The 13,934-nt window shown below is 69.9% G+C and carries 17 protein-coding genes; 6 read left to right on the forward strand and 11 right to left on the reverse strand.

Annotated features, from left to right (window positions below; genetic code table 11):
* Positions 1-18: 18 nt before the first annotated feature.
* On the reverse strand, positions 19-297 hold the full coding sequence (locus B072_RS48520) for a hypothetical protein (protein WP_158689314.1): 279 nt from the start codon (positions 295-297) through the stop codon (positions 19-21).
* Positions 294-1,082 (reverse strand): endonuclease domain-containing protein, encoded by a 789-nt coding sequence (locus tag B072_RS50060; protein ID WP_078506780.1) that lies wholly within the window; start codon positions 1,080-1,082, stop codon positions 294-296. Before B072_RS50060 ends, B072_RS48520 begins: the two co-directional genes overlap by 4 nt.
* A gap of 59 nt (positions 1,083-1,141) precedes the next feature.
* Between B072_RS50060 and B072_RS0141140 the strand changes: the two genes are divergently transcribed.
* Positions 1,142-1,924: a hypothetical protein gene (locus B072_RS0141140; protein ID WP_018535847.1), complete on the forward strand. Its 783-nt coding sequence runs from the start codon at positions 1,142-1,144 to the stop codon at positions 1,922-1,924.
* A gap of 74 nt (positions 1,925-1,998) precedes the next feature.
* Here the strand turns inward: B072_RS0141140 and B072_RS0141145 are convergent, their stop codons facing one another.
* From B072_RS0141145 to B072_RS45880, 6 genes are all read right to left on the reverse strand, one after another.
* Positions 1,999-3,795 (reverse strand): hypothetical protein, encoded by a 1,797-nt coding sequence (locus B072_RS0141145; protein WP_018535848.1) that lies wholly within the window; start codon positions 3,793-3,795, stop codon positions 1,999-2,001.
* 226 nt (positions 3,796-4,021) lie between these two features.
* Positions 4,022-4,180 (reverse strand): hypothetical protein, encoded by a 159-nt coding sequence (locus B072_RS48525; protein WP_018535849.1) that lies wholly within the window; start codon positions 4,178-4,180, stop codon positions 4,022-4,024.
* Positions 4,177-4,419, reverse strand: coding sequence for a hypothetical protein (locus tag B072_RS0141155; RefSeq protein WP_018535850.1), 243 nt, complete (start codon positions 4,417-4,419; stop codon positions 4,177-4,179). The genes B072_RS48525 and B072_RS0141155 overlap by 4 nt, the downstream gene beginning before the upstream one ends.
* A gap of 522 nt (positions 4,420-4,941) precedes the next feature.
* Positions 4,942-5,538 carry a hypothetical protein gene (locus tag B072_RS0141160; protein ID WP_018535851.1) on the reverse strand — a complete coding sequence of 199 codons (597 nt, stop codon included), beginning with the start codon at positions 5,536-5,538 and terminating at the stop codon, positions 4,942-4,944.
* 292 nt (positions 5,539-5,830) lie between these two features.
* On the reverse strand, positions 5,831-6,148 hold the full coding sequence (locus B072_RS0141170; protein ID WP_018535853.1) for a hypothetical protein: 318 nt from the start codon (positions 6,146-6,148) through the stop codon (positions 5,831-5,833).
* Positions 6,148-6,504, reverse strand: coding sequence for an HNH endonuclease signature motif containing protein (locus tag B072_RS45880; protein WP_158689315.1), 357 nt, complete (start codon positions 6,502-6,504; stop codon positions 6,148-6,150). Before B072_RS45880 ends, B072_RS0141170 begins: the two co-directional genes overlap by 1 nt.
* Before the next feature lie 185 nt (positions 6,505-6,689).
* Between B072_RS45880 and B072_RS48530 the strand changes: the two genes are divergently transcribed.
* A complete protein-coding gene (locus B072_RS48530; RefSeq protein ID WP_158689316.1) occupies positions 6,690-7,193 on the forward strand; it encodes a hypothetical protein in 504 nt (167 codons plus the stop codon).
* A 72-nt stretch (positions 7,194-7,265) separates the two neighbouring features.
* Here B072_RS48530 and B072_RS0141185 read toward each other — a convergent pair whose 3' ends face one another.
* Positions 7,266-7,742 (reverse strand): hypothetical protein, encoded by a 477-nt coding sequence (locus tag B072_RS0141185; RefSeq protein ID WP_018535856.1) that lies wholly within the window; start codon positions 7,740-7,742, stop codon positions 7,266-7,268.
* 169 nt (positions 7,743-7,911) lie between these two features.
* Between B072_RS0141185 and B072_RS47230 the strand changes: the two genes are divergently transcribed.
* Positions 7,912-8,907, forward strand: coding sequence for an RNA ligase family protein (locus tag B072_RS47230; RefSeq protein WP_158689317.1), 996 nt, complete (start codon positions 7,912-7,914; stop codon positions 8,905-8,907).
* Here the strand turns inward: B072_RS47230 and B072_RS48535 are convergent.
* Positions 8,792-9,907 carry a hypothetical protein gene (locus B072_RS48535; RefSeq protein WP_018535858.1) on the reverse strand — a complete coding sequence of 372 codons (1,116 nt, stop codon included), beginning with the start codon at positions 9,905-9,907 and terminating at the stop codon, positions 8,792-8,794. The two genes, B072_RS47230 and B072_RS48535, sit on opposite strands and share 116 nt — an antisense overlap.
* Positions 9,908-10,046: 139 nt before the next feature.
* Positions 10,047-10,661 (reverse strand): hypothetical protein, encoded by a 615-nt coding sequence (locus B072_RS0141200; protein WP_018535859.1) that lies wholly within the window; start codon positions 10,659-10,661, stop codon positions 10,047-10,049.
* Positions 10,662-10,930: 269 nt separating this feature from the next.
* Between B072_RS0141200 and B072_RS0141205 the strand changes: the two genes are divergently transcribed.
* The 3 genes from B072_RS0141205 (at position 10,931) to B072_RS0141215 (ending at position 13,800) form a co-directional block, all read left to right on the forward strand.
* Positions 10,931-11,296 carry a hypothetical protein gene (locus B072_RS0141205; protein WP_018535860.1) on the forward strand — a complete coding sequence of 122 codons (366 nt, stop codon included), beginning with the start codon at positions 10,931-10,933 and terminating at the stop codon, positions 11,294-11,296.
* Positions 11,297-11,459: 163 nt separating this feature from the next.
* On the forward strand, positions 11,460-11,918 hold the full coding sequence (locus tag B072_RS0141210; protein ID WP_018535861.1) for a hypothetical protein: 459 nt from the start codon (positions 11,460-11,462) through the stop codon (positions 11,916-11,918).
* Between the two features lie 205 nt (positions 11,919-12,123).
* Positions 12,124-13,800 (forward strand): hypothetical protein, encoded by a 1,677-nt coding sequence (locus B072_RS0141215; protein ID WP_158689318.1) that lies wholly within the window; start codon positions 12,124-12,126, stop codon positions 13,798-13,800.
* Positions 13,801-13,934: the final 134 nt, after the last annotated feature.

A 13,934-nucleotide genomic window follows, 5' to 3' on the forward strand; every position in this document is an offset into this window, starting at 1 on the left:
GGGCCGTCTACGTCTGCTTCATGCTGTGGCGTCGTTGCTGCACAGCGGGCAGCCGCCGCCGTTGAGAGTGAGGTCGGCGCAGACGACGCAGTCCTGTTCGTCTTCGGTGGCGGCCGGTGTGCCGGTGATTTCGAGGCCGCACAGCGCCACGTCCTGATGGCAGCAGAAGGTATGCGCGATCGTGCCGCTGGGCCGGTTGGCAGCGTCGGCGGGCGCCGCAACGCGGAGTTCCCCGCGGGTGCGGGCTACAACGGTGCGGGTGGCATGGGCGAGCGCTGCGCTGAACACGTCCGTCATGGCAGGCAGGTTAGCGCCGACGCCGACGGCCTTGGGAGGGCGTAGGCGCCCCGTCGTCGGGTGATGCAGGCGCTACGGCGACACAGCGCTCGTGGGGCTTCTGTGCGGGCCCATGCGGGCGGCTCAGTGTGGAAGACCGTGGCGGTGCGCTTCTCGTGTGGCCAGTACCAGTTGAAGGGGCTCGCGGGCGGGGTGTCCCAGTAGGCCTGGAACCAGCAGCGTTCGCCGCGGTGGCGGTTCTCGACGAGGTCGCGGGCGTGCAGGGATTCCTTGTGGTTGCAGTCGTAGCAGAGCAGGCCCCGGACGCGCGCGGTGGTGTGGTCGTGATCAACGACCTCGCAGGGCCCTGGACAGGTTGCGCAGCGGCCGTTCTGGAGGCCCCACAGGCGCCACCACACGTACCAGCGAGGGATCGTCCCCGGCTGCACCCATGTCTCCGTCAGCGGGCCTACTGGGCGCCGTGGAGCGCGAGGCTCTGCGGAGTGCCATGTCGGCCACCATCTGCCGGCGTCCTGGCAGATGGAAGGGCCTCCGATGGGGCGTCGTTGGTAGTCCGCTCCCGCAGGTCGTGCGGGCCCGAACTGAGCAGAGCGGGTGATGGCCCTGGTGAGGGGAGTCTGCTTCTGCGGAGGGCCGGGCGGCGGCGGGAAGGCGTACGTGAACACCAGCCGCGTGAACAACCCAGCCCTCTTGACGGGCGGGTTCACCGGACGTTCCGCGCCTTGTGAGTGATCCATCGGTACATCGTGGTTGCGCCCTTCTGCGTGGCAACGCGCCATGAGCATGCCCTGAGGCTGTACGGAAAACGTCCCGCCTGCGGTCTGAGCTAGGGGATCATCGGGGCATGGATCTACAGGGAGTTGGGGCGGTAGCCGCAGCGGCAGTCACCCTCGTCGGCGTCCCGGGGGCGCTCGTGGCTGGGCGCTGGCAGCTCCGGGCGGGCCTTCGCGCGGCGGACGCGACCGCACAGGCCGGACTGGCTCAGGCAGACGCAAGTTATCGCGCTGCCTTGGACGCCGTGCGAGCGCAAGGGCAGATAGAACACGTTCAATGGCGGCGGGGGATCCAGCGAGACGCCTATGCGGCCTTTCTCCAAGCGGTGCTGAGTTACCACGATCACGCTCACAACCTGGATTTTCCATGCGAGGAGGACGAACGGCGCGCGTGGAGTGCGGCGTTCAAGCCATTGGCGGCAGACATGTCCCACAAAGGCTGGGTCGTGCGGCTGGAGGGGCCCGAGCAAGTGGCCCAGGCCGCATGGGAACTGCAGAACTCCGCCGAGAGACTGGCCATCGTGACTCAGGGACACGCGCGCCATCGAAGCGCGATGCAGCAGGTCGCAGCTCGGACAGACACCCATAGGGAGCACGCAGATCGGACTTGGGAGTTGATCAGAGCCGCTCAAAGAACCTGGCACACGATCGGCACGACCGAGGACAGCAGCGCAGAAATCCTGTCTGAACTACGCCAGTTGTTCGCCCGCATGCAGCTGGACATCGGATTGATCATGGCTCTTTGCGGACCCAGGGACTCCGCCCCTGACCCGAATCTGAATCTCCCCAACTTTATGGAGGCGAGCAACGCGTTCCTCCGTGAGGCTCGTGAGGCTTTGCAGCATCCGCGGTAGGCGAGGCTGAGAGAGGGCGCGAGGTACGCCGCATAGGTTCTCTGCGGCGTGCGATCGCACTTACCAGGGCGGCGTCAGTTCAGCAGACCGCGGCGACGCGGCTTGTTAAGCGGCTCCGGCTCGTACAGGGCCAGGAGCACGGCTTCGGCGCGGTCGGGTGAGGACATGCCGCGGGCCTTCATCGCCTTCTTCGACTCGACTTGTGTGTAGCCGGACGTCGTGGAGAGCAGCTTCGGGGTGGCGAGCTGCTTGGAGGCGGTCTCGTCGACGTGGAGGCGAAGTCGGCCCATGCCGGTGGATGGGTCGGGCTGCAGGAGTGCCCTGGTCGCGAGCCACATTTCGTCGCGCTTGCGCCACGGCCTCATGAGCGCACCGGGGTCGTCCTGGCTGGGGGACTCCGAGACCATCACGCCGACGATCTGCGCCTGGTGGCGGCCCGTCTCGGCCCAGCGCTGCAACATGCTGACGACGCCGTGACCGATGCCGTTCTGGTCCACCTTGACGCGCACGGGGTGCGGGGAGTTCAGGGCCTTGGCGAGGCGCTGCGCGGCAAAGATTTCCTCGAGGACCTTCTCCGCGACGGTGACCTGGCTGTCGTTGGCGGCGCCGGAGGAGGCGTGCCGGAACTCCACGGCGTCGCCGACCGTGCGGTAGACCGTGAACTCGTCGCCACCGTCGGCCGCGACGTCCACGCCCAGGCGCACCCACGCGCCCTCGCGGACGGTGTGGGTGGCCGTCTCGTCTTCGAGGCCGAGGTCGCACAGGCGGTGCCAGCCCTCTCCCGTGGGGTCCTCGTAGGAGGTGGCCGCTTCGATCCAGCTCGGCGGGATGACGACTCCGCCACCGCCCTTGGGGAACTTCGCGTAGACCTTCGCGATGACGTACGGGTGATCTTCGCCGTAGGCCCGGATGGTGTCGTCCACCCAGTCCTGGTCGGGCATGTGCCGGGCCAGAGTGTGGATGTCGCCGGAAGTGGGCGGGCAGTCCGTGCAGAACGGGACGCGCTCGCCTGTGATGGCGGGGGAGTCGAGTGAGGAGATCGGGATGGTCGTGGTGCCCGGGTGCTCGGGCTTGTAGCCGTCGTTGCACAACCCCTCGAACCACGAGTTCGGGTCGTCCATCGCCGGGTTGCCGATGGCGAGCATCGCGGCATGTCCGCCGGTCAGCAAGTTGTTGGTGCCGTGGCCGATGCTCGCGGCGATACCGCCGGCCTCGTCGACGATGAGGAGGATGTGCGCCATGTGGATGCCCTGCATGGCGGCCTCGTCGTTCGCGGGGGCGGAGAAGCCGTACGCGGCGACGAAGTCGTGGCCCTGCGGGGTGGGCATCTTGTACTGGACGGTGTCGCATACGCCGGGCAGTCCGGCCCGGGGGACGATCTTGCGGATGTGCGGCCACAGCTGCCGCTGGACCTGGCGGAAGCGGGTCGCGGTGGTGATGCACAGGGCGGTGCCGACGGGATAGACGTTGGCGAACCAGACGGCGGCGCGGGCGGCGAGGTGGGTCTTGCCCACGCCGAACCCTGCGGGCACGGCGACGCGCTTGTGGTCGACGATCGCGTCCAGGACGGCACGCTGCTTCGACCACAGGCTCTCGCCAAGGACGTCCTCGACGAACCCGCTCGGGGTGTCGCGCCACAGGCCGTACAGGGAGCCGGTCTCCCGCTCGACTTCCGTCATGATCACGGCGCGTTCGCGGGCGGTGAAGTGGTCCTTGAACGCGCGGCGGCGCTGCAGCGGAGGGAGTCGGAGCAGGGTGTCGGCGACGCTGGCGCCTTCCCGGGAGATGACACCAGGGCGGGCGTGCTGCAGCTTGGCCGCCGAGGGGGCCACGCGGGTGCGTGTCGGCTGGTCAGGCTGCGTGCTGGACATAAGGGCGAAGGTGCAGTCCGGGCGGCGTTTGTGTCGCGGTCTGGCCGGGTGCCCATGCCCAGACTGTCCGGCCAGACCGCGTGCTCGGGGCGCCTGACTGAAGTGCGATCTGCTGGGGGATCGCGCGCCCGGATCCCGTCCGGCCGGGGGGAGAGGGGCCGTGCGGGGGTTCAGCACTTATAGGTACGTGCGGCGGACCGGATCCGTTACACCTGCGGTGAGCAGGTCAGATGCCGTCGTAGATGTTGCCGCAGTCCACACAGGCCCAGGCCGGGCCGATCCCCTGGTCGTTCTCGTACTCGTGGACGGGCCGGAAGTGGGGGCAGCCGCAGCCGCACGTGGACGGCGGGCGGCGCACGGTGTGGCCGTCGACGTAGTAGGTCATGCGAGCGCGCCCGGGGAGACACCGGCCCGGCGGATGGCGTCGGTCATGAGCGTCTGCTCCGTGGTGGCTCGTTCGAGCGCTTCGAGGATGATCACGCCCTCGGTGACGGCGACGGCTCGTTCGTTCTCGCTGAGCTGGTACCAGGGGGTGAGTGTGACGCCGCCGGCTTCGAGGACCTGGCGGCGCAGTTCGTAGTAGTGGCGGGCCAGCGGGACGGGGCTGGGCAGGGTCGTCGTCATGGTGATCGGAACGGGCCCGGGCCCGAATCCGTTACAGCCCGCTTCCTGCAGGGCTCGGTGCTGCGTATGCAGAGAGCCCGGCCGAAGGACGACCGGGCTCCTGAACTTCGCACGCACCTGCTCGGATGTTGGACGAGCAGGGTCGTGAACTGCTGTGTGGATGGACCTTGCTCTGGCAGGAGCGGAGGGCCTTCCGTCGTGACCGGCTACAGCCGCTCACCATCGGTGAGGTTACTCGGCACCGTGCCTCGGAGTCTGCCCTCTCGTCGAGCTACTTGGCGCTGCCGCGCTTTTGGCCAGCTCTCTCCCTCGGATGCTGCATCCGACGGTGCCTGAGCGAAGCGAAGGCGCCGTAACTACTTGATTGTTCTAGTTGATGTTCTTACTAAAGGGGCCTGATCTTCCGGGACCCGATCCACCGGAAGCCGGGTTCACCGGCGCCGGAAAATCAGGCTCCGGTCACCGGGGCCTGAAAAACCGGCCCCGGTGGTGCATCGGGGCCGGTCACAGGAAACGAGCAGGTCAGCGCTGGCGGCGGCGCTTCGCGTCGTTCTTCACGTCGCGCGCGTACTTCGGGGTGACGTTGCCGAGCTCGGCGAGCTCGTTCGTGGTCATCTCGTACGGCGCCTCGGTCAGGGCGAGCGCGGCGTCCTGGAGGAACGGCATCGCGGCCGAGCGGCGTGCCGTGGCGACGGACACGATCTGGGAGTTCTCCGACAGTGTCTCGGCGGCGTCCTCGACGTGGGGGACGCCTGCCTCCTTCGCGGCCGCGGCGCGCTCCTCGGCGGTCAGGCGGCCCTGCATGCTGCCGCCGTGGTTGATCGTCGCCTTCCGGTCGCCGCGCAGCGCGATGCGCCGCATCTCGGAGTACGCGTTGGGCGTGATCCCCATGATCTTGTTGAGGCCGCGGACGTCGTCGTAGAACCACAGGCTCAGGGCGGCCTGGTTGCGCTCGTCCTGGTGGGCGGCGATCTCGAGGTCGGCTTGCTGCACGATCTCGCAGGCCCGCTTGAACCGGTCGTCGGGGCGGGCGATCTTGCCCAGTTCCTCGGTGACCGACTTCTCGGCGTCCGCGCGCAGCTTGGCGTGGTTGGGAACGGTGATGGTGAGAGTAGGCATAACTGGCCTCCGTTGAAGATTCGGCGCCAAGGGTCTTGGTGCCGGCGAAGGCTGGGGCAACCCCATGCCGAACGAACGCCGAAATAGTACAGCGCTCGTCACGACTTGTCATTGTGGCTTACGCGAACCTTCCTGAGCAGGGCAAACCCGACCGGCCCGAGGGTGATGAACCGCCCCTCGACGTCGTCTGTAGCGGCCGCTCCGTCCGTCTGCGGGGGCGTGGTGAACGCGATACGCCCGACGGCGGTGCCCGCGCGGCCGTAGCGCACCCTCCCGAGTCCCATCAGCCGCCTCACCACCACCAGATCACGCCCTCCACCCAGTCGGCCACCGTGCCCCACCGGCCCGAACGCGCGCGGGAGAGCGGCTGGAACTCCTCGCTCGCCTTCGCCCACGGGTCCCGCTTCCGGTCCCGGTACTCGGCGCGGGAGTACAGGGTGAACACCGCCCAGGTGCGGCGTCCGACCGCCACGGTCAGCCCGCAGCGGTCGTACGAGCTGGCGTCGCCGCGGAAGGCGTAGCCGAGCGAGAGCAAGGTGCCGGGCCTGGTCGACGTCCAGGTCCCCGCCGTCCACCGGCCGACGTCAACGAACCCCGGGGCGCCGCGCATCAGCGCACCACCACGGTGGCGACCGCCGTGCGCGCCCCGTCGGGGGAGAGCCGGTACTCGATCATGTCGGCGTAGCGCACGAGGACCTCGGCGGGGAGCTGCGGCCGGCGCACCTTCCATCCGGCCGCGTACGACTCGCGCGGGTGGTCTTCGAACCAGCTGTTGCACCGCGTGCACACCAACAGCAGGTTGTGCGCCTGGTTGATCCACTCCTCGCGGGCGCCACCCATGCCGCGGTTCACACGGTGGTGGATGGTCAGGTCGTGCCGGGCCGTGCAGCGCACGCACCAGCCGCCATCCCGCTCGTAAACGAGGGCCTTCACCACGTCGGTGGGGCCGGTACGGCGTCGAGCCACAGTGCCGGTCTCCGTCCTGTCCGGCCACCAGGCCGCGGGTGCGGCCGCGTACTGGGGCGGCGGGGCGAGGAGCGGAGAGTGGGCGGCGGCCACGGCTTACGTCGCGGACTGCGGGCCCCAACTCCCTCGGGCTGCTTCAACGACGGACCAGAGAACAGGGAAGAACCCTCTTAGAATCCCAGCGCATGAACCCCCAAGTCCTTACGGCAGTTGTCGGTGCACCAGCCGTTCTGATCGCTGCTGCTGCGGCCTGGGCCGCTGGGCGTGCACAGGGCCGCGGCACCTACCGCGGTTCTGTCGACGCGGTCCGGAGGACCTCCCAGCGAGAGGCTTACGCTCAGCTCTACCGCGCAGCTAGACATTTCTCCACCGTCTTTGAAGCCTTTGAGGTGGCGGGCGACACGGCGGTGGAGGCGCAGGTCCCCCCAGCTCTCGACGCGCTGGAGGAAGCGGCCGACATGGTCGCGTTGGAAGGTCCCGAGAACCTTGCTGAAATCGCTGACCGGATGTACCACAACGCGTGCCGGCTTGGGGGCCAGCGGCTCCCCAACGGTGGGCGCATCGTAGTGATCGACAGGGACAGCCCTGGGGGCGCACGAATGTGGAACGAAGCGCGTGCGAGCCTCGGTCAAGACCTTCCCGAACTGCTGAAGCAGGCGCGGCAGTACCTGAACGAGGGCCGCGCCTGACGCGCCCCACCCCAGAGGTGACGTGACGTGCGGGGTGCAGGCGCCGCCACGTCACGTCACCTCACGCGCGGGTCAGGCGGGGCGCAGCACGTCCAGGGCGCGCTCCAGGGCGTCGAGGATCGTCACGACGTCGTCGACCTTGACGTACGCGATGGACACGTCGGCGGTGCCGTCGTCGTGCACGGTGATCTCGTACTCGGCGTACGTCTGCTCGTCCTCGTAGTGGTACGCGCCGGGCGGCGCCTCCCCGAAGCCGGCCGGGCCCTCGCCGAACCAGTCGACGCCCCACACTTCGAGCATCGCCGCGGCGACGGCGGACACGGGCACCTTCTCGCACTCGAACGTGGCGCGTCCGTGGTCGTCGAGGCACACCTTGCCCTCGCCCTCGCCGGGCGTGCTGTAGCGCAGGGTCGGCCCGAAGCAGTAGCAGCGCGGATCGGAGACGTTCAGCGCGGGGAACGCCGTCGTGAACGCGGCCTGGGCGGCGCGCTCGTGGACCGTCCACGCTCCGCGCCAGTCGTGCAGGGCCTGAATGACGTGCGGTTGCACGTAAGGGCTCCCTTCCGCCCGCGGCCGCGGGGCCGCTTCGGTCGGCGGCCACAGTCGGTGGAGCGAGGCGCGCGGGCAAAGCGGTGCACCCTGCACCGCGCGGAACCTTTACGTCCGATTGGCGGGTTGGGCCGAGCACCCCACCCACACAGCGGGTGACGCTGACCCTGTGGAATTCCCCGTGCCGCTCGCCCTCGCCGCACCAATCCAGGCGCCACCGACCGGCCCGTACGCGGCCGAGTGGAAGATCGACGGGCACCGTCAGGCCATGTGGCGCACCGCGGACACGGTCATCCTGCAGGCCCGCTCCGGGAACAACGTCACCACGGCAAGGATGGATCTCGCCGTAGCCGGAATGAGCCTCCGCCCGGGCCCGATTTTGGACGGCGAGGCGTGCATCTACGTGGGCGAGCGCATCGACTTCTCGGCCGCGCAGTCACGGGCCGCCTCGACCCCTGCCCGGGCCCGCGAGCTGGCGGCCGCTCTCCCCGCCTCGTACGTCGCGTTCGACGTGATCTCCCACCCCGACCTCGGCGACGTCCGGATGCGGCCGTGGCGCGAGCGCAGGGCGCTCCTCGACGACCTCGTCTCGCCGCTCGGCCCGCCGATCCAGGTCGTGCCCGCGACCGAGGACCGCGAGACCGCCGACCTGTGGTTCGAGGCCCTCGCCGACAGGGGCGTTGAAGGGCTCGTATGGAAGCTGACCAGCGGCCGCTACGAGGGCGGGAAAAGGAAGTGGCTCAAGCAGCGGCACACCCAGACCGTTGACTGCGCCGTCGTCGGCTTCACCGGCCCTGCGGCTCGGCCACGGCACCTCGTCGTACGACTGCCCGACGAACGCGTTGTCCGCTCGCAGGCGCTCACCGGTCCGCTTGCTGCCGAGATCGCCGCCCACTTGGCCGCGGCCGGCCCCGGGCGCCGTGCCCGCACGCGCGACGGCGAGACCTCCGGCACTGGGGTGCTGGCCCGCGCGTCGCGCACGTCGACCAGGGCGGGCGGGGCGCCCTCGTCGAAGTCGGCGCGCCCCATCTGCGTCCAGTCCCGCCCGGTCACCGGTCCGCCTCCGCCTGCTCGTCGCCGTGCAGGTCGATGGTCGTCGACGTCCCGCCCTCGTCCTCGACCACCAGCACCGGCGCCCACGCGTCCGCGTCGGCGTAGCTCTTGAGCTGCTCGTACGCGAGCTGCGCCGCCTCCTCGGGCGTGGACGCTTCGAAGTCGGCGGTCCACGTCACCCCGAACGTGCGCACCGGCGCCTCCTCGGCCCGCTGTGCCTCCTCGGCTGCCATCCGGGCGGACTCCACCACGTCGGCGCGCAGCACCACCACGGGCCGCTCACGGGGCCATATCTCGCACGGCTCCCCGTCCTCGGCGGGCGCCAGGCACACGAACCGCCAACCGAGGTCCGCGACCCGCTCCGGGGCCGCGAGCGTCCACGACTCCATGTCGTCGCACTCGTCGCAGCCCTCGCACGGGCACTCCGCCATCGTGTGCGGGTTCGCCTCGTACGGGGCCGGGACGTGCGCCGGAGGGCTCTGCCGCGTCCCGTTGCCGAACGTGGCGCACACGACGTCCCCGGCGGCCACCTGGTGGGCGCGGACGGCGACCGCGTCGTCCAGGGTGAGCCCGTACGGCAGCGCCTCGAACGTCTCGTGCTGCGGGCGCGGCGACATGGTCCGCTGCTCCCCGGTGTCGGCGAGCGTGAACGAGTAGCCCGGGCGCAGCGCCGGGATGACACACATGAACTGGCTGGCCCTCGACACCGCGCAGTGCACGTTGGGCTCGTTCCCGTCGGTGACGACGAACTTGCCCAAGTGCACGAGCCGGTTCAAGCCCTGGTAGTCGGTCACCCCGGCGGTGTCAGGCACGCACATGTAGCAGCTGCACGACCGGTCCTCCAACGGCACCGCGCCGTCCGCGACGAACGGGTACGGCAGCGCGCCCATGCGTGCGTCCCCCACGGCCAGCGACGTGTTCGACAGCGTGCCGATGACCAGGTCGCCGCGCCGCACGTCCTGGGCACGGACGAACCGCATCACGGCCATGTCGACGTCGGCGGGCAGGAACCGGCGGTCGCTGATCTCGCCAACGACGCGGAGCGGCTTGACCGGCGCCGCCGTCGGGGCGGGCAGCGGGGCGGTGTGGCAGAACGCATCAAGGGTGAACACAAGTCCTCCAGGAGGGCGGCAAGGGCCCGGGGCGCGCCGTTCGGCGCCAGGGCCCCGGGCGGGGGCTGAAAGGGGGCGAGAGAGCCACGAGGGGGCGCGGGGCGCAGCGTGGAGGCTGCGCCCCGGCAAGGTCGCGCGGTCAGTTCTCGTTGTGCTGGACCCACTGCGTGTCCAGCTCGGACAGCGCGGCCGCGAACCGGTCGGTGCCCGGGCGCACGCCGGTCTGCCGGAGCTGGACGAGCTGCGCGCGGCCGGAGGCGACGGAGTGCACGCGGTCCTGCTCGTCGGTGAAGGCGTACGCGGGGTGCTTCGCGATGGCCTTGCACATGTCGATGAACTCGACTTCACCGGCGCACGGGTTGTAGCCGGTCTCCCCCCGGGTGACCTTCCCGTCGCGGTTGTCGTCGCCGAGCGCGTCGGCCTGCCCGTCGACCCAGCCGTCGTGCCAAGCGGTCGCGTACGGGTCCCAGGAGTACGGGGACGTCGGCGACAGGGCGGGCGCGGCGGCGGCCTTCCCGTTCGCGCCGAGCGCGGCCACGCCCTCGCGCCAGCCCTTGTTGTACGCGGTGACAACGCTGACCTTGGCGCGCGGGGTGGCCGTGGCGGTGGCCGTTGCCTGGGGGCCGGCCGCCGGGCGGTCCGTACCGGTCGCGTCCGTGGAGAGAACGCCGAAGGTGCCGAGTGCGGCGGTGGCCAGCCCAGCGGCCAGGAGCACGGCGGGGCGGGGGCGGCGGAACGCGATGCGCTTACGCATGGGAGATCCCTTTCGGTTCAGGTCTGCGGCCCGGTCGCTCTCCGGGCCGTTGGTGCGCTCCGCACGCTACACACGTTCACTCAGAAAGTACAGGTGGCGTCATTCAGAGAGGGTGAGGCGACATCATAAGTGCAGTTCAGCGTGAAAGTTCGGGATTCGACTTCACAACGTCGTGACGTGTCCTGTACTATGCAGGTGTTGGCAAGGAACACCCCGCCAACCGCCCGGAGAGCGACCGGGCGCACGACCTGAACCGAAAAGAGAGCCCCATGCCTGTCTCCCTCAACAAGACCCCCGCGCCGCGCCCCGAAGACATGGACGTCGCCCCCGCCTACCGCGTGGAACTGCGCAAGCTCACCGGCATGTTCTTCGTCTTCTCCGACGACGAGGGCCAGTGGAGCCCGCTCCCCACCACCCCGCACCGCGACGTCCTCCACGTCGAGCGCGCCTCCAACAACGACGTCGAGCGCGAGTTCCAGCGCGCCGACTTCCTCGCCGAGATCGCCGGAGCCCCCGGCCACACCCTCACCGAGGTGTACGCCAAGAGCGCCGCGCACGCCGCCGGGATCGCCCGCCGCACCTTCTACGGCGAGCAGGTCATCCGCGACGCGGAGACGGTCCTCCGCAGCCTCTGACCGGCCGCGCCGCCCGCCCCACATCGGGCGGGCGGCGCCCCACCAGCCCCACCAGTCACACCGGCCTCAACTTCGTGAAACAGCGCGCTCTTACGCGTGCGCGTGCGTAGAGGCCGCTCAAAACGCTCGAAATTCGTCTCTCCCCGTTGGAAGGAATCCCACTGTGAGCACCGCTGCCACGTTCGCCGTTGAGCTGTCCGTCGAGTCCGTCACGTTCTCCGTCGACCCCTACGGGCGGGGTGTGGTCCTGCTGCCCGATGCGGTGGCGGCGTGCCTTGCCGTTGCCGCTGAGGGCCACATGGACGGTGACGGCAGCTACTTCGAGTCCCGCTCGTTCGACGCCCAGGACTGGCAGACGCGCACCATGCGGACCATCTTCGAGGCCCTGGTCGGTCCGGGCCGTGAGGCGTTCACCCAGCTCGGCCTGGAGCTGCGGGAGATGGTTTCCATCGACCAGTTGGAGGCGTCGATGCGGTACGGCGCGGGCCACTGGTACGGGTTCGTCGTCGGCGTGAGCGGGTGGAACACCGAAGACAGCTACTTCGTGCCGGACACCGAGCACCTGTGTGTGCGGGCGAACTTGAACATCCGCCCCGACGGGCGCGGCTTCTTCTCTGTGTGACCTGCCCGGGGCGCCCGTGATCGGCGGGCGCCCCGCGCTTCGCGGCCCTGTCCCACGTCACCGACTCCCTTGGTGACGAGTGAGGGCCAGTTCCCCCGCGTGTTCCTCCCCCTGACCGTTCGCCTGTCACAGGACAGGCCGAGTCCACGTTGAGGTTTTCGTGACCACTCCTGCCACCACGCTTGCTCACCGAAGCGTGTTCTCCGTGCCCGATGCCACGCTGCTCGACACCGTCCGCTGGGTGTCCGGCGCCTGGCTGAAGAAGAAGTTCCCGCGCACCGCCGTCGAGCTGGGCACGGGCCAGCACACCTTGGACGATGGGGCGTCTCTGCTCTCCCAGGCCGCGTACGACGACGGCGGCGCCGAGTACGCGACCCGGTTGCAGCTCCGTGAGGACAGGCCGGATGCCACCTGGCGCACCACCGTGACGGCCGTCCGCTCCACCGACCGCGAGTCCGGCACCGTGTGCGTCGACCTGGAGTGCTTCCCGAACACGGGGCCCATGCCGCGCACCGGTAAGCCGAACCTCGTACGGGACCTGGTCCGCGAGCTGGAGCCGTACGACGGCATGTCGCGCTTGTCGGGGAACGCGCTCCGTGTCACCGGGAGCCACGTCGACCGGCTCATCGACAAGCTGTGCGACCCCGAGCGCGTGATGCCCACGGTGGTGGCGGCCCGGCCGGCATTGGCTGACCCCCTGTGGTCGAAGCGGGTGTCGTCGACGATGCAGCAGCTCGCCGGGGACGCGTCCACGTACCTGCTGTGGGACGTCGAGGCGGTCGACGCGTTCCGTGAGGCCATCGGGCACGATCACCGGGTCGGTCTGGGCGCGGTGCGCACCTTCCTGCCTGGCGTCGACCCTGCATGGGTGCCGGACGCGGCACGGCACCGGGTGCTGGGCCCCGCACGGTGGATGAACCCTGCCGACTCCGCATGGAACGGTGTGGCCCGCCGGGTCCACGCGCTCGCCCTGGAGCGGCCGTTGCCGTCTGCCCTGTCGGCGGTGACGTTCCCGGACCGGGTCGCCGAGCAGCACCGGCAGGAGCGGCGCGAGTCCATCGACAAGGCCCGCCAGTTGGCCGAGGCGATCCCATCGCAGCGCACGGCCGAGCACGACGAGGAGCTGCGCGCCGAGGTCGCCCTGTTGAACGGGCTTCTGGGCCAGGCCGACAAGGAGCTCGGGGAGCTGTCGCGGTCGGTGGAGCTCGCGGAGCGGGCGAGCACGTCGGCACAGGAGCAGCTCCGCACCGTCGCGGCCGAGCGGGACAGCGAGGTCGAGGACCACTTGGAGACGCTGGACGCCTTGCAGCAGGCCCGGGCGGAAGCGGACCGGCTCCGGGTGCTGTTGCTGCGTCAGGGGCGCTCCCAGGACGTTGCAGAGGCCGCAGAAGGCCTTCCGGGGATTCCTGGCTCGTTCGAGGAGCTGTGGGAGCGTCTGGGGGAGCTGGAGGGCGTCACGGTCACCGCAGACCCGGAGACGGCGGTCGCCCTGGACGAGCACACCCTGTCGCGTACGTGGGCGGCGAAGTGCTGGTCTGCGCTGGTGTCGCTGGACTCGTACGCCACGGCGGCCCGCGAGGGGTTCCAGGGTGGCTTCTACCAGTTCTGCACGACGCCGCCGCCCGGGGCAAAGCCGTACCCGCGTAAGCAGCTCGCGATGGCGGAGAGCGGCAAGACGATGGGCCAGTACGGGGACGAGCGGCAGTTCCCGGGCCTGGACGGCGAGCGCGTCGAGATGCAGGCGCACTTGAAGATCGGCGGGGGCCGGATCGCACCGCGGCTGTACTTCCTGGACGCGGTGAAGGAGAGCCAGGGGCCGAATGCCGGCCGTCTGGTCGTGGGGTACGTGGGCGAGCACCTGACGAACCAGCAGACGAACTAGGCGCAGGCCCGCGCGGACAGTACAGGGGACGTCGCAGGGGGATGGGGGGAGCGGATTTTTCGGGAACCCCTACCCCCATCATGACGGGTCCTGTAATATCTGAGGTGTTGGCGGAGAGCGACCGCCATCGACCT

The organism is Streptomyces sp. HmicA12, from assembly GCF_000373565.1.
GTDB lineage: Bacteria > Actinomycetota > Actinomycetes > Streptomycetales > Streptomycetaceae > Streptomyces.